Genomic DNA, 17,254 nt, shown 5'->3' with positions numbered 1-17,254 from the left:
ATCGCCGGACCACATGGATTTGCAGCACGACGATAGCATGCCGAGGGCGCCGGCTGCGCGGCCGCGCGGATGGTTGCGCGCGGTCATCGTCGGCGCCATGGCGATCCTGTTCGTCGGCGCGGCGGTGGGCTTCATCGCCTTTCTCTCGCAGTTGCGCGGCGTCGAAATCAAGCCGGCGCGCACCGCCGACGGGATCGTGGTGCTGACCGGCGGCTCGTCGCGGGTGTCCGATGCGATGGAATTGCTGGCCGGCGGGTATGGCAAGCGGCTGTTGATCTCGGGCGTGCATCCGACCAATGCCCTGAGCGACATTTCGCGCTCGCTGCCCGACAATCAGTCGCTGCTGTTGCGCTGTTGCGTCGATCTCGACCGTTCGGCCGTCAATACCAGGAGCAACGCCGCCGAGACACGGCGCTGGGTCCGCGAGCGCGGCTTCAAGTCGCTGATCGTGGTGACGTCGAACTACCACATGCCGCGGGCGATCGTAGAGCTGTCGCATGCGATCCCGGAGGTCACGCTGATTCCGTTCGCGGTGGTCGGCGACCGGTGGCGCGACGAGCCGTGGTGGACCAGTGGTACGACGCTGCGTCTCTTGCTGTCGGAATATGCAAAATATGTCGCCGCCGAGGTGCGCGTGCGACTGGCCGGCGCCGGCATCGATCTGGCGCCCGAACTTTACGATCAGCCCGCGCCGTCGCCGCGCCGGCCGGCGACGGCGCAAGCCAACTGACCGGGCGGAACTATCGGTTTGTGGCTACGGGTGGATGGAACGGATGCTGGTCGTGCAGCATCGCCGCGAGCCGGTGCAGTTGGGAATCGCGAAACCCTTCCGCCTCGATCGCTTTCACGGTGGCCACAACATAGTCGCGGTTGACGCCGGACTGGCCATGCCCTTGCAGCACGTGGCGCAACTGTTCCGCCAGCGACAGCCGCCCGGCATATTGCACGTGGCCGCGGTCGACCACGTAGACGAGTGCGCTGACGCGCTGGCGCGCCTCGTTCTCCAGCCACACCGATCGTTTCACCTCGCGATACACCGAGGTGACCTGCTCACGCTCGCGCAAATAGGCGATGGTCGCAGCGCTGTTCTTCTCCGCGACCCGGAACGCGACGCCGCGGCAGGCACCGCCGCGGTCGAGCCCGAGCACGAGGCCCGGCTTCTCCGGCGTGCCGCGATGGACGAAGGAATAGACGCAGAGCGCGCGGTGTTCGCCGATCAGCCGCGCCGGAACCCGTTCGATGAATTCGAAGCCCGGGCGCCACATCAGGGAGCCGTAACCGAACACCCAGAGGTCGCCTGTCGAGAATTCCGTATCGTTGAAGACAATCGCGGACATGCCCTCGCACCGCTACCAGAACGGAACGACAAAGCGAAGTGAAATCAATGCCTTTTGTTGCGGGGAGCGGATGCTTACATTTGACAAAATCGCTAGCCAAAGGACGCCGCATGCCTGACATGACCCCCGCGCCGCGCCGGCGCCCGCTGTGGCGCCTCTTCATCATGCCCGCACTGCTCGTCGTCGCCGCCGCGGCATGGAGCGCGTTCTGGTTCTATGCCGCTTCCGAAGCCGGCGTGCGCGCCGACGCGTGGGCGGCGCAGGAGGCGAAATCCGGCCGGGTCTATGCGTGCGGCAAGCGCTCGGTGGCCGGCTTCCCGTTCCGCTTCGAGGTTCGCTGCGACGACGCCAGCGTGTCGCTGGTTTCGCAGACGGCAGGCGCGCAGGCGCCGTTCACCGCGCGGCTCGGCGAAATCATGGTGATCGCGCAGATCTACCAGCCGAAATTGCTGATCGCCGAATTCAAGGCGCCGGCCACGCTGGCCGATCGCGGCCAGCCGCCGTCGCTGAAGGTGAACTGGACCGTTGGGCGCAGCAGCGTCAGCGGACTGCCCGACATTCCGCAGCGCGCCGACATCGTGTTCGAAAATCCCTCGATCGATCGCGTCAACGGTCCCGTGCAGACGCCGCTTGCGCGCGCCGGCCGTGCTGAACTGCACGGCCGGTTCGCCGACGGCTCGACGAAGGATCAGCCCGTGATCGAAGCGGTGTTGCAGATAGCGGGCGGCAGCGTGCAGGAAGTGCACCCGCTGCTGGCTGCGCCATTCGACGTCGACGTTCAAACCAGGCTGAGCGGGTTGAAGGATTTCAAGCCAAAGCCGTGGCCGGAACGCTTCAGGGAAATCCAGGCCGCGGGCGGCCATGTCGAGATTGTGCGGTCGCGGATTCGGCAGGGCGATCTGATCTCGGTTGCCGCGGGCACGTTGAGCCTCAACGCCCAGGGTCGGATCGACGGCGAATTGCAGATGACGGTGGTGGGCATCGAGAAAGTGATCCCGGCGCTGGGAATCGAAAAGATGCTGGAGGAGGGCGTGCCGCAGGCAACGCTCGATCGCGTAGCCCCGGGCGTGAAATCGCAGGACCTCAACAATCTGTTCGGCGCGCTCGACCGGGCGATCCCGGGGCTCGGCAAGGTTGTCAAGCAGAACGCCAATACCGGCGTTGCCGCGGGCATCAACGCGCTCGGCAAGGAGGCGGAACTGGAAGGCAAGAAAGCCCGCGCCTTCCCGCTGCGCTTCGTCGACGGCGCGGTGTTTCTCGGGCCGCTGAAGGTCGGGCAGGTGCCGCCGCTGTTTTGATTTGCACCACGCTTCGTAGCCCGGATGAGCGTAGCGAAATCCGGGACTCCTCTAACACCGCCCCGGATATCGCTTCGCTCATCCGGCTACAAGGCTGACGATTTCTCTTCGTCATTGCGAGCGAAGCGAAGCAATCCATCCATCCGTTATGCCGCGAAATGGATTGCTTCGCTTCGCTCGCAATGACGGTCGAGAGAGCGGGGGCCTACTCCGCCTTCTTCTCCAGCGGCGGATGCGGCCGGCCGAAATCGGGCGCCGCCGAATCCTGGCCGATCTCGACGATGCCGCGGCGGATGGCGCGGGTGCGGGTGAAGTGTTCGAACAGCGCTTCGCCGTCGTTGCGGCGGATGGCGCGGGTGAGTTTTGAAAGATCCTCGTTGAAGGTGCCGAGCATTTCCAGCACGGCTTCCTTGTTGTTCAAAAACACATCGCGCCACATCGTCGGATCCGACGCCGCGATGCGGGTGAAATCGCGAAAGCCGCCGGCGGAGAACTTTATCACTTCCGACGACGTTACCTGCGCCAGTTCATCCGCCGTGCCGACGATGGTGTAGGCGATCAGATGCGGCAGGTGGCTCGTGATCGCCAGCACCAGGTCATGATGATCGGGCGTCATGATCTCGACCCTGGCGCCCATGCCGGCCCAGAACGCGCGTAGCGTTTCGACCGCCATCGGATCGGCGCCATCGGGCGGCGTGAGGATGCACCAGCGGTTGATGAAGAGTTCGGCGAAGCCGGAATCAGGCCCGGAATGCTCGGTGCCCGCCACCGGATGGGCCGGAACGAAATGAACATTGCCCGGCAGATGCGGCGCCATCTCGCGGACGATGGCGCCCTTGACCGAGCCGACGTCGGAGACGATCGCACCCGGTTTGAGGAACGGCGCAATCTCCTGCGCGACCGGACCGCAGGCGCCGACCGGGATGCAGAGGATCACGAGGTCGGCGTCCCTGACGGCTTCCGCGTTGGTCTCCAGCACGCGGTCGACGATGGAAAGTTCCACCACCCGTGCGCGGGTTTTCTCCGAGCGTGCGGTGGTGACGATTTCGCTGGCGAGCCCCTGGGCCCGCGCGGCGCGCGCAATCGATCCGCCGATCAGGCCGAAGCCGATCAGCGCGACGCGTCGGAAGATCGGCGCCGTATTCACTTGGCCGCCATGAAGTCGCGCAGGCCATCGACGACGAGGCGGTTGGCCTCCTCGGTGCCGATGGTCATGCGCAGGGCGTGGGGGAGGCCGTAGTTATTGAGCGCGCGCAGCACCAGCCCGCGCTTCGTCAGGAACGCATCCGCATCAGTCGAGGTCTTGCCCTTGTCGAGCGGGAAGTGGATCAGCACAAAATTCGCCACGCTCGGCGTGACCTTTAATCCCAGTTTTCCGATCTCTTCGGTCAGCCAGTTGCGCCACTCTTCGGTGAACGCCTTCGACATCTGGACATGTGCGGTGTCCTCGATCGCGGCGACCGCCGCCAGCATCGCCGGCGTCGAGACGTTGAACGGCCCGCGAATCCGGTTGACGGCGTCGATGATGTTGGCAGGGCCGAACATCCAGCCGATCCGCAGGGCCGCCAGCCCGTGGATCTTGGAGAAGGTGTGCGTCATCACGGTGTTTTCGGTGGTCGCCACCAGCTCAAGGCCGAGCTCGTAATCGTTGCGCGACACGTAGTCGGCATAGGCGGCGTCGAGTACCAGTAGCACATGCGGCGGCAGACCTGCGCGCAGCCGCTTGACCTCGTCGAACGGCACGTAGGTCCCGGTCGGGTTGTTCGGGTTGGCCAGCCACACCAGTTTTGTGCGCGGCGTCACGCGCGCGAGAATGGCGTCGACGTCGGCGGTGAAGTTGGTCTCGGGCGCAACGATGTTCTTCGCGCCGTTCGCCATGGTGGCGATCGGGTACACCAGAAAGCCGTGGGCGGTGGAGATCGCTTCATCGCCCTGGCTGAGATAGGTGTGCGCCAGCAAATTGAGGATTTCGTCCGAGCCGGCGCCGCAGATGATGCGGTTGGGATCGAGCCCGTAGGCGCGGCCGATCGCCTCGCGCAGCACCCGTGACGTGCCTTCCGGATAGTCCTCCAGATGCGCCGCCGCCTGCTTGTAGACTTCGATCGCCTTCGGCGACGGCCCGAACGGGGTCTCGTTGGCGGACAGCTTGAACACCTTGCGGCCCGGCTCCGGCACCGGCGTCTTGCCGGGCGTGTAGGGCGCAATATCGAGAATGCCGGGATTCGGCATGGGGCGGTTCATCTTCTGTCTCCGGATATTCAGGACGGCTTAGAACTTCGGCTTAGGATTTGGCTGCCCCGTTCGAGGGCACCGTATAGCGCGTTGCATGGGTGCCGACGAGGGCCGACGATCGCACCGAGGCGCCGGCCTGGATCAGGGCAGCCTTGATCTTCTCGAAGCCGGTGCCGGCATCCGACACCAGGAGCGCCGCGCCGTCGAAGGCGGTATCGGGCACGGCGACGATTTCGGCGAGCGGCGCCACGGCGCGCGCGATATCGGCGTTCCAGCCGGAGACGCGGACGCTCCACATCTGAACTTCCGTCACCATGGCGTCGTCGGCGACCCGCGAGATCAGGAACACCGGGAGTGCTGCCGGATGATCAGCGCGTTCGAGGAACGGCAGCCGGGCGATGATCTTCGGTGCGCCGCTGGCTTCCAGCGCGAGCCACCACGGCGTGCGGCTCGAGATGGCCGAGACCAGCGCCAGATCGCCCTTCGATTTCGCCACCGCCTCGACGGCGGCCTGCGCGCTGAAATGGCCCACATAAGGCACGACGAAGCCGAAGTGAAAGCGCGCCGAATCCCGCATCGCGGGCTCGCCGACCGAGACGTCCGCATGCACCGCGAACGGCGCCTGGACATAAGTGAACGTCGAGATGATGACGCGCCAGATGCTCTCGATGGTGTCGAGCGGCAGGATGCCGCGATGGCGCTGCACCAGTTGCCGCATCATGCTGGCCTCGCGCGCCGGGCGGAACGCGGAGCCGACTTCCTGGGTTTGCTTCACCTGGATCAGCCGGTCGATGATGTCGCCGCGCGCCATCAAGAGGCGATGGACCTGCTCGTCGATCGCGTCGATTTCCTTGCGCAGCTCCTGCAGCGAGGGCGGGGCGGGGGGTGCCTTGGACATCTGAGAAAACCTTGGTGCCGGAACAGCCCGATGCGCCCGGCAGACAGTCGCATTGATTAGGAAAGACGGGCGCTGAAAGCAAAGAGAAACGTCACGGGGGAGCCCTGCACGATCAGGTTAACCATGGCGCCTGGCCCCCGCCTGCCTTGACGAAATGCTTAGGCGGGACTAGCTTTGTTCCATTCCGTGGTCATTTGAGCCGGCCGGCTTGCAGCCACGTTAAACAACTCGCTAAACAGGCCGGGGACAGAGTTGATCCCGGCCGAACCTTTCGTTCAGGCCGGGTTTTTTATGGCCTGATTCTGTCTGTAGAGCCTCCGCGAGGAGGTCGGTGCCGATATGACCGACGTACCATCGATACCCAGTCCGGCGATCCATAGCGAGGATCGCGCGCAAGAGGCCGATCGTCCTGCTTCGCAGGTAGCGGAATTCGGCATGGACCAGCCCTTGCGGCTCGATTGCGGCGTCGACCTGGCGCCGTTTCAGATTGCCTATCAGACCTATGGCCAACTCAACGCCGATCGTTCCAATGCCATCCTGATCTGTCATGCGTTGACGCTCGACCAGCACGTCGCCAATGCGCATCCGCTGACCGGCAAGGCCGGCTGGTGGGAAATCATGGTCGGTCCCGGCCGTCCGCTCGATACCGACAAGTATTTCATCATCTGTTCGAACGTAATCGGCGGCTGCATGGGATCGACCGGTCCGGCCTCGACCAACCCAGCTACCGGCAAGGTGTGGGGACTGGATTTTCCGGTCGTTACGATCCCCGACATGGTCCGCGCACAGACCATGCTGCTCGACCGCCTCGGCATCGAGACGCTGTTCTGCGTCATCGGCGGATCGATGGGCGGCATGCAGGTGCTGCAATGGACTGCCGCCTATCCCGAGCGCGTGTTCTCGGCATTGCCGGTCGCGTGCTCGACGCGCCACTCGGCGCAGAACATCGCGTTCCACGAACTCGGCCGTCAGGCCGTGATGGCCGATCCCGATTGGCGCGGCGGACGTTATTTCGACCAGGGCACCCATCCGCATCGCGGCCTCGGCGTGGCGCGGATGGCGGGTCACATCACCTATCTCTCCGACGCCGCGCTGCATCGCAAGTTCGGGCGGCGGATGCAGGACCGCGACCTGCCGACATTCTCGTTCGATGCCGATTTCCAGGTCGAAAGCTATCTGCGTTATCAAGGCTCGTCCTTTGTCGAGCGCTTCGACGCCAACAGCTATCTCTATCTGACGCGGGCAATGGACTATTTCGACATCGCCGCCGACCGCAACGGCGTGCTGGCGCACGCGTTTCGCGGCATCAAGACGCGCTTCTGCGTAATCTCGTTTACTTCCGATTGGCTGTTCCCGACCTCGGAATCGCGCGCGCTGGTGCATGCGCTGAACGCGTCGAGCGCGCGGGTGTCGTTCGCCGAAATCGAAACCGATCGCGGCCACGACGCCTTCCTGCTCGACGTGCCGGAGTTCTTCGAAATTTCCCGCGCCTTCCTGCAATCCGCCGGCAAGGCGCGCGGCCTCGGCAATAATACGGGTGGTTGAGATGGCGCTTCAGGAACAGGCCTTGCCGCTCGGCGGCATAGCGCCCGATCGCACGGGCAAGTATCGCACCGATCACCTCCTGGTCGCCGACATGATCGGACGGGGCTCTAAGGTGCTCGACGTCGGCTGCGGCGACGGCGAGTTACTGCAACTCCTGGAGAGCCGCGGCATCGACGGCCGCGGCATCGAGCTGTCGCGCGAGGGCGTCAACCGCTGCGTCGCCGGGGGGCTCGCCGTGGTGCAGGGCGATGCCGACACCGACCTCGTCAATTATCCTGATGACGCCTTCGACTACGTGATCCTGTCGCAGACGCTGCAGGCGACGCGGCAGCCGAAGGTCGTGCTGGAGAACCTGCTGCGGATCGGCCGGCGCGCCATTGTCTCGTTTCCGAACTTCGGCTTCTGGAAGATGCGGCTACAGCTCCTTGTCGGCGGCCACATGCCGCGCACGGAGAATTTGCCGGCGACCTGGTACGACACGGCCAATATCCACTTCTGCACCATCAAGGATTTCGTCGAACTGTGCGACGCGATCAACGTCAAGATGGAGCGCGCGGTGGCGCTCGATCTCTACGGCCGCCCGGTGCCGCTGAACCTGCCCTGGTGGGTCTGGAACATGTTCGGCGAGCAGGGCGTGTTTTTGCTGAGCCGGGGCGGGGCGGGGAAGTAGCGCCACCGCCGTCATTCCGGGGCGATGCGAAGCATCGAGCCCGGAATCCATCGGGCCGCAGGTTACGTGGATGAATGGATTCCGGGCTCGCGACTTCGTCGCGCCCGGAATGACGGCTAGAGCATCGACCGCGCATCCCGCACCAGCCATCGCTCGGCCTCGACCAGCGCAATGAACCGCTCCACCATCTCATTGAACAGCGCCGGCTCCTCCAGATTGAGCACGTGGCCCGACTTCGGAAAGAACGAAAGCCCCGCCGCCGGCAGATGCTGCTTCAGGAACAGGCTCGGCCCGATGCAGTTGTCGTCCTCGTCGCCGCACAGGATCAGCGCCGGTGTCGGCACGCGCCGGATCGCATCGGTCATGGTGTAGATCGAGGGCCGCTGGCCCTGGAAGCTGCGCATCGTGTTGGCTGAACCCTTGGCATCGTGCCGCGCCAGCGCCGCGTAGAAATCAGCGTGCCCGCGCGGGTCCTTCAGCAGGAACGGAATCCGGCTCGGCGCCTCGCGCGTCACCTTGGCGACATCGACCGATCCGATCGCCTCATACTGCTCGGCATTGGCCCGGCATTGCGCGCGGAAGGCGTCGAGGTTTTCGAGCTCCGAGCCGGAGCCCACCGCGGCGAGCGTCATCGACAGCGCGCGCTCCGGCACATTGAGGCCGACCTGCAGCGACGAATAGGAGCCCATCGACAGGCCGACGAAATGCGCCTTCGCGATGCCGAGGTGATCGAGCACGGCGAGCGCGTCGGTGTAGAAATGCTCATAGGTGTAGACGGTGGCGTCAGGCGGCACGTCCGATGGCGTATAGCCGCGCGCCGAATAGGCGATGCAGCGATGGCCGCGCGAGAAGTAGCGCATCTGCGGCTCCCAGTTGGTGTGGTCGGCCGCGAACTCGTGCAGGAAGATGATCGGCGTCCCGCTTCCCGCCTCTTCATAGTGAAGGCGAACGCTATCTTTGGCGACGGCATGGGGCATTTCGGATTCCTCTCCATTTTCTTGTTTTTACGCAACATCATTACGTGGCGGGCCAGCAAAATTGCAGTTAATTCCTGCGGCTGCAATGCAGCAGCTTGGTTTCATTTTCGCCATCGAATCATCGCGGAATCACCCCGGAATTGTTTCCGCAGCGCCACATGAAATCTTCCTCTCGTCACATCGCAACGCAAAACGCCGCCCGCGGTCGTTCGTAGACGAACGCAAAGGGGAAGCGGGGGTGCTAGAGGATTTAGTATGCGTCAGTTGTTTGCGTTTCGCCGGTCGCTTCGCTTCATCGCGCTGGCACTGTGTTCGGTTTCTATCGTTGCATTCGTCACTCCAGCTTCGGCACTGCCTCACCACGGCGCAGGGCGACACGCTCGCGCTTATCACGCCGGCCATCATGTGAAGCATCATTACGCCCATCGTCACTATCGCCATGCCGCCCGGATGTCGCACCGGGATCGCAGCGCGCCGCAAATGCAGGCCGGCGGCTTTGCCGACACCAACCCGAGCTACATGGGAAGCAGCGCCCCGATGGTTGCGCCCAGCGGCTTCGGCTCGCCCAACGTCGTGACTGAAGCGCGCACCGGCCGTCGTGCCCGGCTCAAGCACGCCGCGCACGCGTCGCGCTGGGAGCGTGGCGTCGCCCAGATGCAGGCGCGCGGTCTTGCCGACGCCAATGCAAGCGTCGCAACGAATGCGAGCGTGGGAGCGAACTCAACCATGACGCCGGCCGGCGGTGCGATGTCGTCCAGCTTCACCTCATCGAACGTCGTCGCCGAAGCGCGCCGCTATCTCGGCGGCAACCCCACGGGACGCGGCAGCCTGTGGTGCGCGCGGTTCATGAACATGGTGCTGCAGCATTCCGGCTACCGCGGCACCGGCTCCGACATGGCGAGCTCGTTCTCGAAATACGGCCAGCGCGTTTCCGGTCCGCAGGTCGGCGCGATCGCAGTGATGACGCGCGGCCGCCGCGGCGGCCATGTCGGCGTCATCACCGGCATCGATGCCAAGGGCAATCCGATCATGATCTCCGGCAATAATGGCAACCGCGTCCGCGAAGCCCCGGTCTCGCGCGGCCGGATCTACGCCTACGTCATGCCGACGAGCTGAGGCGATTGGCGTTGCGTCCTCTCCCCGTTGTTGACGGGAGAGGACAACAGCGTCTATCCGTTCGGATGATTCAAGTCGGCCTTGGATTGGCCGCCCGGCATCGCTTCGTCTCCGACGACGTGCAGCACGAACGATTTAGGCGCGCGTTTGCCCCGGCCATCGGCTGGGACCAATGTCTTTCGGCTTGCCCGCTTTGGTCGTGGTGCCACAAGGTTCTCGGAGGAGCGAAACAGCGCGTAGTCGCGGCCGAATAGCCAGCACGAAATCTGAAAGACGCCGTGGGTGATGAACAGTGCGGCAAGCACATCGATCGAATAGTGATAGTGGCCGAGCAGCACGACCGAGCCGAAGAAGCCGGTCAGCGCGAGATAGAACATTCGCCATTGCGGAATGTGCCAGAAGGCAAGCGCGGCGAGAAATGGCAGGCCCGTGTGGCCGGAGAAAAATAGATCGCTGCCGTAGAAAATCGAATTGAAGAACGGCGCCGCCTTCTGCGGATCGATCGGCGATGGCGCCATGTGGGTGAGCGCCACGAACACGGCGCGGACCAGCAGGAACAGCGCGGTGACCTTGAGCGCGAATGGCAACCTGTTCGGCCGCCAGGCCAGCATGCTCACCGTAATGGCGAACGCCGCAAAGGTGCCGTAAATGAACAGGAAGCGCACGTTGAAGGGGCCGACGCGGCTCAGCACAAAATCGGTGACGTAGTTGCTGGCGTGGACCGTGGCGTAGGTGACCGAGGCGAAGATCGCGATGGCACTGGCGGCGAGGAAGGCGGCGCCCTCGCACAGCGAGCGCAGATACGCGCGATTGCCCAACAGCGTTCGGTAGAGCTGTATAGCGTCCTCCATGGCTAATCCTCCGTTCGCAGATTTCTGCTGGGGCCAAGCCAATTGTCCTATCGGGAGCGCGCTACTGTAATCTTGGGCGTGATGTCCGCATGTGAAGCACGCCACATCTCGGAAATTCGTCTCGCTGAGCGGAATGATGGGGCCTGTCCCGATGCCCGCCGGGCTCTCACTGCCGTGAAGATACTTCGTGCGGCGTCCGGCACGTAACAGTAGAGTCGCCCAATGAAGTCATTTTCTGGGTGCGACGAAGGCATCCTGAAACGAATTGATGGTTCAATGATCTTTGCCTGATTGAGGCATAGGTGTCGTCATGCGCGAAGATATTACTTCTTCCAGTTTCCTTGCGGTTATCATTGTCGGCTTGATTGTGCTTTGTACCGGCTTTCTCGCGCTTGGAATCTGAAACCATCCGCTCACGGCAGCGGTTCGACCTTCGCGGCCATGTCGGGCGCGCGCGTGACGCGGTATGTCGCGTTGCTGCATTTGAGAATCCAGACGGCGCGGTCCGGCTGGGAGCGCTTCCTGTCCCTCGTGGCGCCGAGCGCCTTGTCACAGGCAAACCCCTGCGTACGAATCTGAGCCGCCAGCATGGTCTGCGGCGTTTCCGCCGCAACCTGTTGCGCCCGCACCTGCGGGCTGAGAAGAACAGCAGCGATAGTCAGGGGTAATGATCGGAGCAATGATTCAGGTGCTTTGTACATGACCTCAATCCTCAGGGCAGGCGTCCCGCTCATCTGAATGCCGGACTATACAGCAAAAACACCCGCGTTGTCCGCTTGGGCTCAGATGCAGACGAACACATCGCAGCAAAAAACTGATAAGTTTGGAATTGCAGTGACGACATCGGACTTCCATGCACCCACAATAGCTTCAAGCCCAGCGCACTCGATCTGAGTTGGCCATTGCTGTTGTAAGCGAAAATGGACGTGAAGCAGCTCCCCGCCGTGGCGGCCATGGTTCGCAAGCAACTCCATCTCCGTCGCGATCGTGGCGCTTCCAATAGCCGGGCTCCCCCCGTTTCGCGGGTGCCAAGCCAACCAAGCGGGCAAAATCACAGTTGGGGGCTGACGCAATATGTTTGAGCGTTGTCGTGACCGGCCAAGGGCTCGAACCCAGGCCCCAAGCGACCGCAAAGGCAGTCGCAAAGGCAACGACCACGGCCGCTGCCCTTATAACCCGGCGCAACTTAACAGCACGATCATGGCGCGCCGATACCGCACGGAAACGACGCTGTAAGTTGCGCAGTCGCTGTTGAGGACCTGGGCCGGGACGAACGGGATTGGGGTTTGGAAGGTGCGGCATGGGCTGGTCTGGGCAAGCAATGCGGCCACGGCGGAAAAATGATTTAGAACAACATCTCTAGAACCTTGTATCACGAATTAAGCGACGAGGCGCGCCCGCCTTGGGGAGACGCCCCCTGTTTTTCTCGGATCCAAAATGTCCGATATGGGTTAGGACCGGAACTTCGTTGCCGGATGGCCTTATCAATGAAGCTCGCCGAGCAGCGCCTTGGCCGCTCGAAGGTCGCTTGTGTCAAAACCTTCGGTGAACCAATCGTAGACGGGGGCGAGAAGGTCACGTGCCGTTTGCCGTTTTCCCTGATCGCTCAAGAGCCGCGCCAGGCTCATGGCCGCGCGCAATTCCCACGACTTTGCCTGCTGTGCTCGCGCAACGGTCAGGGAATGCTCGAAATGCGCTTTCGCTTTCGCCACGTCCCGCTGCGGCGACTTGAGCGCGATTTCACCGGCAACGCGATGAACCTCAGCCTCGCACCACCTTTCCTTGGTTGCGTGCATCGCCGTCATTGCTTTGTCGATGCAGCGCCAGGCATCGTCGAATTGGCCCGAATTGGCATGGGCGATCGCCAACATGAACTCGTGCTCTGGCGTAAATATTGTCGATCCGGCCGACCGCCATAAATCAATGCCCGCCGTGACGATCTCGGCTGCTTTCGCGGCCCCCGTGAGTGTCAGGATGTAGCCCCGCCGTAACACGCCTTCCGCTTTTCGGAACGGGGCACCTTTCTCCTCGGCCAACACGACAAGCTCTTTGAGACGCTCGTTTGCCGCGTGGTAATTCCCGCAGTAGGTATTGATAAGAATCGGGAAATTCAGCGTAAACATCAAAGTGGCAGCGTGCTCGATCTGGCGCGCTTCCGTTAGCGCGCAGTCTGCATCGTTGAGCGCAGCCTCGGGATAACCGAGCAGCCACGAAGCCATCGAACGAAAGGCCAGGCACGTTACCCGGAGGTCCTGGCCAAATCGCGTCATCAATCGCCGGTGCTCGGCGGGGCGGTAAAGGGCGAGGGCTTCATTGTAGTGCGCTCTGGCCCCAACGAGATCGCCCATAAGCGCGAGCGTGCTCGCCATGGTGCGGTGTCCAATCATGCGCGGTGCCGCCGCTTCCTCCTTCTCGCCAAGCACCAGAAACCGCGCTGCGAGCTCTCGCGCAACGTCACCATTGAAGTTTATGAAATTGACGATCCACTGGCCAAACAGGGCCGAGAGCAGCAATGAAGGGTCATCGGGAGGTTCTCCGAGCCGTTCCGCTTGCTCGATCAACGCTCTCACCTGAGCGACCGCAGCCTTCGTTTCGGGCGCGCCATATCCTTTGACATGCATGAGCGTGTTCAAGAGCGCGACTTGTAAAACGATCTGCTCGCGCCGCAGGTCGGGCGTGCTGGGCAAGGTTGCGATTTGTTCCAGAGCGTGGCTGAGTTGTTCAGCGGCTTCGACCAGCGCCGAACGCTCCTGTGAGCGCTGTCCCGCCTTGCCCCACAGGCGCGCTGACTTCTCGATCAGGTCGGCCTTTGCGTAGTGACGCGCCAGCAGCTCGGGCTGGCTCTCGGCGATTTCTGCGAACTGACTTTCGAGGATTTCGGCGATGCGCGCATGCAGCACGCGCCTTTGCTCCCGCAGCAGCGTACTGTAGGCTGCGTCCTGCACCAGCGCATGCTTGAACAGGTAGCTCGCATACGGCGGGGTGCCGTGCCGAAACAACAAACCCGCCGCAATGAGCCGGTCGAGGTCGGCGTCCAGTTCTTCCTTTGGCTTTCGCACGAGCGCGGCCAGCAACATGTGGGGAAATGCCCGGCCGATCGCTGCGCCGACCTGCGCCACGTTCTTCGCCGGCCCGAGCCGATCGAGCCGCGACATCAGCGAAGCCTGCAGGCTTGCCGGAACCGCCACAACAGGCGTTGGGCCCCCTGCGAAGGCCCGCTGCGCATCACTCTCACCCTCCGCGTCCAGCACCGCCTTGGTCATCTCCTCGGCGAACAGCGGAATGCCGTCGGTACGCTCGATGATGTCCTGGCGGATGCCCGCCGGCAACGATCGGTTGCCGACGACTCTCTCGATCAGGAAATCGATGTCGCACGGCGCCAGCCGATTGAGGGTCAGTTCAGTCACGTGTGGCCGTCCGATCCCGGGCGGGCTGAATTCCGGCCTGAAAGTGACAAGTAACAGGAGCCGGTGACTCACGGCCCAGTCCACCGCCTGGGCGAACAATTCGAGGCTGGTTGGATCGGTCCAATGCGCATCTTCGAAAATCATCAGCACGGGATTGATCCGCACCAGCACCTCGATTTGCGAACCAAGCGCTTTCAGCGTTTTCTGACGACGGAGCTGCGGCTCAACTTCAACCGGAGGGTAGCGTCCATCGTTGGGCAGCGACAGCATTTCGGCAAACAGCGCCGCATCCTCTGAAGGCGTCGAGCTTTGCGCCAGCAGCGCGTCAAGCTTGTCCATTTTCGCTTGCTGGCTGTCATCGTGAGCAAAGCCAGCGGCGCGCAACATCTCGCCGATCACCGGATAGAGCGGGCTGTCGGTATGCTGCGGCGAGCAGAAGAACCGCAGGCGTATGTGTGGCTCGCGAGCAAGCTGTTCCAGCAGCGCGATGGTGAGCCGTGATTTGCCGATCCCCGCTTCACCGGAAAGCAGCACCACCTGACCTTCGCCACTCTTGGCCCGCTCCCATCGGCGCAGAAGCAGCTCCATTTCTTCATCACGACCGATCAGCGGCAGCAAATCGCTACTTTGGAGAGCATGCGATCGGCTGGTCACTGCTGTCTTGCCCGCGACTTGCCAGGCCGCGACTGGCTTTACGAATCCCTTGAACTCGACTTTACCGAGATCGAGATACTCGAATTGCGGTCCAGCGATCGTCTTTGTGCGACCCGAGATAATGACGGCGCCGGGTTGCGCGAGCGATTGCAGTCGGGCGGCAAGATTCGGGGTGTCGCCGAGGATGCCATGCTCCTCGGAAATCGCGCTTTCCGACATATCGCCGACCAGCGCGACGCCCGTGGCGACACCGACGCGCGCGCTCAATTTTTCTTTCGCGGGCAGGGCGGCGACCGCCTGCACCAATGCAAGGCTGGCGTGAACGGCGCGCTCCGCGTCGTCTTCGTGTGCGTGAGGATAGCCAAAATATGCCACCGCACCGTCGCCATGATGTCGCGCGACAAAGCCGTCGAAGCCGGCAACGGTTTCAGTAATGCAGCGCCGGTAGCCGGCGATGATTGCGCCGAAGTCTTCGGGATCGAGCCGCGCGGAGAGCGCAGTCGATCCGACCAGGTCACAAAACAGTACCGTAAGCTGCCGGCGTTCGATCGGGCGCGCGTCCCGCGCCATCGGTACCACCGCGGGAGAATCCACGCGCAACTTGGCCCCGCAGTCGCCGCAAAACTTGTTCAGGGCCGGGTTTGCCGCGCCGCAGGCCAGGCAGCGCCGCACCACCGCCGCTCCGCACTGTCCACAAAATTTCCTTTGCTCCGGGACTTCGGCTGCGCAATTCGTGCAGTGCATCCGGACCTCAACGGATATCAATAACGCCATTACAATGCGCCAGAAGTCGAGCGATCCATGTGATCGTAGTCACAACTTCGGTTGATCCGTATCGAGGTTCCGTTCGGGCTCAAAGGTGGCAGTCGGCTCGCTGAGACGGACCGCCCGTTTCTGTCCCGAAAGAAGACGTCGTCGGGCTGCCCGCTCAGGTCTGCAGAGGCCAATTCCAGACGCGTGCTCCCGGAGAGCACCGTAGTCCGGACCTGGCCGGGACTTGGCAATGGCTCCTGAACGGATCATTGCTTCCGTTCATTGAGCACGGGCGTTGCCGTGCGCAGCGCCTGTTCGTACCGCTTCAGTTGGTCTTGCGGAAACTTCTGCATGGCCAGAAGTTCGTCAACCGTCTTGTTCTTCAAATGAATGATGCCGGATGATGTCAAGATATCATCATCCATCGGTGCCGCGCTGCGTCGAAGTGCAAGCATTCGCTCGATACGCTGCAGGACGAGACGATTGCGTTGCTCTCCGCTCCTCGCGTGGTCAACGTAGTGCGACAGCCGCTCGGTGGACATGGCCCGGGCGCTCTCCTCGTCGCCTTCGATTAGCCGGAGCAGTTGCTCGTCGATGATGTCGTTGCACAAATCGACGCATTCGTCGCAGATAAACACTGCCGGGCCGGCAACCAGCTTCTTCACTTCATGCTGGGTCTTGCCACAGAAGGAACAATAGAGGAGCGCTTGTGGCGCTGGACTCTGGGGTCCGGCAGTCGAGCCGGACCGCGGTTGCACCGTATCGATCCTGGCGGACAGGATGTTCCAGTTGTCGTAGCCGAACGTCTTCGCGATCAGCTCCAGGGATTCGCTATGGGTGATCTCCATAGCCCTGGCCTTCAAGGCATCGCGCAGGGAATGCGCCATGACTTTCGCATCGCGGAAATCGCGCATGAGAGCACCTCTCTATCGACGAACGGAGGAGATCGGTGCCTGCCTTGCCGACCCGTTCGCCAATGGCGAGGGCGCGGAGATAGATTGATACGTTCACCATCCCCGTAGGGCGCAGGCGGCGGGTGTATCGACCCGGTCATGATGATGGCGCGGCAACGCGCGTTGTCAACTCAAAATGATCGGGGTGGCGACGCCGAGGACCTACGAGCTTTTAATCCCAATAATGACTCGCCCGTCGGGTAAGTCGGCTGCATTCCGCTTTGCTCCTGCATGCGATCGCCCAAAAACCCGCTGCGCGCAAAATCTAGTTTGCTGAACAGTTTCAATCTGATTTGGGTCGTCCAGTTTCCTTGGCAAAAATAATTCGCTTCCCCGTCGCCCCAAATCAGTGGCTATTTCTGCCCGTCTCGTCCCGGCAAGAGGGGCGTATCGCGATCGTCACGAACGCGGGATGGGATGCGGTGGACGCGGCAGCGCCGGCGCGCAGATGGAGTCGCAGGGCAGGTTTATCCTGTGAGCGAAATCCGGCGTGCAGGACGAAAGGCGCTGAAGCGTACGGCAAAACCGTGTGGTCCCGACACCCGTGGCTGGTGCCAAGCTGC

14 protein-coding genes, 2 pseudogenes and 1 riboswitch are annotated in these 17,254 nt (G+C 62.9%); of the genes and pseudogenes, 5 read left to right on the top strand and 11 right to left on the bottom strand.

Annotation, left to right across the window (positions count from 1 at the left end):
• The first annotated feature begins 13 nt into the window (after window positions 1-13).
• The gene (locus IVB05_RS39175; RefSeq protein WP_247781423.1) at window positions 14-730 is read left to right on the top strand and encodes a YdcF family protein; all 717 of its coding nucleotides are present in this window, start codon (window positions 14-16) and stop codon (window positions 728-730) included.
• Window positions 731-740: 10 nt separating this feature from the next.
• On the opposite strand, the gene IVB05_RS39170 is transcribed toward IVB05_RS39175, so the two are convergent.
• Window positions 741-1,337: a gamma-glutamylcyclotransferase gene (locus tag IVB05_RS39170; RefSeq protein WP_247781422.1), complete on the bottom strand. Its 597-nt coding sequence runs from the start codon at window positions 1,335-1,337 to the stop codon at window positions 741-743.
• Between the two features lie 110 nt (window positions 1,338-1,447).
• Here IVB05_RS39170 and IVB05_RS39165 point away from each other — a divergent pair, with 110 nt between their 5' ends.
• Complete coding sequence (locus IVB05_RS39165; RefSeq protein ID WP_247781421.1) at window positions 1,448-2,635, top strand: DUF2125 domain-containing protein; 1,188 nt, start codon at window positions 1,448-1,450, stop codon at window positions 2,633-2,635.
• A 205-nt stretch (window positions 2,636-2,840) separates the two neighbouring features.
• Here IVB05_RS39165 and IVB05_RS39160 read toward each other — a convergent pair whose 3' ends face one another.
• The 3 genes from IVB05_RS39160 to IVB05_RS39150 are packed head-to-tail and all read right to left on the bottom strand — an operon-like array spanning window position 2,841 to window position 5,765.
• Complete coding sequence (locus tag IVB05_RS39160) at window positions 2,841-3,782, bottom strand: prephenate/arogenate dehydrogenase family protein (RefSeq protein ID WP_247781420.1); 942 nt, start codon at window positions 3,780-3,782, stop codon at window positions 2,841-2,843.
• Window positions 3,779-4,876 carry a histidinol-phosphate transaminase gene (hisC, locus tag IVB05_RS39155; RefSeq protein WP_247781419.1) on the bottom strand — a complete coding sequence of 366 codons (1,098 nt, stop codon included), beginning with the start codon at window positions 4,874-4,876 and terminating at the stop codon, window positions 3,779-3,781. The genes IVB05_RS39160 and hisC overlap by 4 nt, the downstream gene beginning before the upstream one ends.
• A gap of 40 nt (window positions 4,877-4,916) precedes the next feature.
• Window positions 4,917-5,765: a chorismate mutase gene (locus IVB05_RS39150; RefSeq protein ID WP_247781418.1), complete on the bottom strand. Its 849-nt coding sequence runs from the start codon at window positions 5,763-5,765 to the stop codon at window positions 4,917-4,919.
• 176 nt (window positions 5,766-5,941) lie between these two features.
• Window positions 5,942-6,021, top strand: a riboswitch (SAM riboswitch).
• Window positions 6,022-6,104: 83 nt separating this feature from the next.
• Between IVB05_RS39150 and IVB05_RS39145 the strand changes: the two genes are divergently transcribed.
• Together IVB05_RS39145 and metW are read left to right on the top strand one after the other, a co-directional pair.
• Window positions 6,105-7,310, top strand: coding sequence for a homoserine O-acetyltransferase (locus IVB05_RS39145; protein ID WP_247781417.1), 1,206 nt, complete (start codon window positions 6,105-6,107; stop codon window positions 7,308-7,310).
• A 1-nt stretch (window position 7,311) separates the two neighbouring features.
• Window positions 7,312-7,980: a methionine biosynthesis protein MetW gene (gene metW, locus IVB05_RS39140; RefSeq protein WP_247781416.1), complete on the top strand. Its 669-nt coding sequence runs from the start codon at window positions 7,312-7,314 to the stop codon at window positions 7,978-7,980.
• A 116-nt stretch (window positions 7,981-8,096) separates the two neighbouring features.
• Here metW and IVB05_RS39135 read toward each other — a convergent pair whose 3' ends face one another.
• The gene (locus IVB05_RS39135) at window positions 8,097-8,957 is read right to left on the bottom strand and encodes an alpha/beta hydrolase (RefSeq protein WP_247781415.1); all 861 of its coding nucleotides are present in this window, start codon (window positions 8,955-8,957) and stop codon (window positions 8,097-8,099) included.
• Between the two features lie 255 nt (window positions 8,958-9,212).
• On the opposite strand from IVB05_RS39135, the gene IVB05_RS39130 reads away from it, so the two are divergent.
• Window positions 9,213-10,073 carry a TIGR02594 family protein gene (locus tag IVB05_RS39130; protein ID WP_247781414.1) on the top strand — a complete coding sequence of 287 codons (861 nt, stop codon included), beginning with the start codon at window positions 9,213-9,215 and terminating at the stop codon, window positions 10,071-10,073.
• A gap of 53 nt (window positions 10,074-10,126) precedes the next feature.
• Here the strand turns inward: IVB05_RS39130 and IVB05_RS39125 are convergent, their stop codons facing one another.
• The 6 genes and pseudogenes from IVB05_RS39125 to IVB05_RS43860 form a co-directional block, all read right to left on the bottom strand.
• On the bottom strand, window positions 10,127-10,924 hold the full coding sequence (locus IVB05_RS39125; protein WP_247781413.1) for a sphingomyelin synthase family protein: 798 nt from the start codon (window positions 10,922-10,924) through the stop codon (window positions 10,127-10,129).
• A gap of 413 nt (window positions 10,925-11,337) precedes the next feature.
• Window positions 11,338-11,625, bottom strand: a complete 288-nt coding sequence (locus IVB05_RS39120; RefSeq protein ID WP_247781412.1) for a hypothetical protein — start codon at window positions 11,623-11,625, stop codon at window positions 11,338-11,340.
• Between the two features lie 169 nt (window positions 11,626-11,794).
• Window positions 11,795-12,226, bottom strand: coding sequence for an excalibur calcium-binding domain-containing protein (locus IVB05_RS39115; RefSeq protein ID WP_247781411.1), 432 nt, complete (start codon window positions 12,224-12,226; stop codon window positions 11,795-11,797).
• A gap of 182 nt (window positions 12,227-12,408) precedes the next feature.
• Window positions 12,409-15,759, bottom strand: coding sequence for an adenylate/guanylate cyclase domain-containing protein (locus IVB05_RS39110; RefSeq protein ID WP_247781410.1), 3,351 nt, complete (start codon window positions 15,757-15,759; stop codon window positions 12,409-12,411).
• Window positions 15,760-16,322: 563 nt separating this feature from the next.
• Window positions 16,323-16,496 (bottom strand): annotated as a pseudogene (locus IVB05_RS43865) (ClpX C4-type zinc finger protein); the annotation flags it as partial.
• A gap of 3 nt (window positions 16,497-16,499) precedes the next feature.
• Window positions 16,500-16,631 (bottom strand): annotated as a pseudogene (locus IVB05_RS43860) (glyoxalase superfamily protein); the annotation flags it as partial.
• Window positions 16,632-17,254 lie beyond the last annotated feature (623 nt).

The organism is Bradyrhizobium sp. 170 (assembly GCF_023101085.1).
Lineage (GTDB): Bacteria > Pseudomonadota > Alphaproteobacteria > Rhizobiales > Xanthobacteraceae > Bradyrhizobium.
The sequence above is the reverse complement of the archived record's forward strand: the minus strand, read 5'-3'. Positions and strand labels throughout refer to the sequence as shown.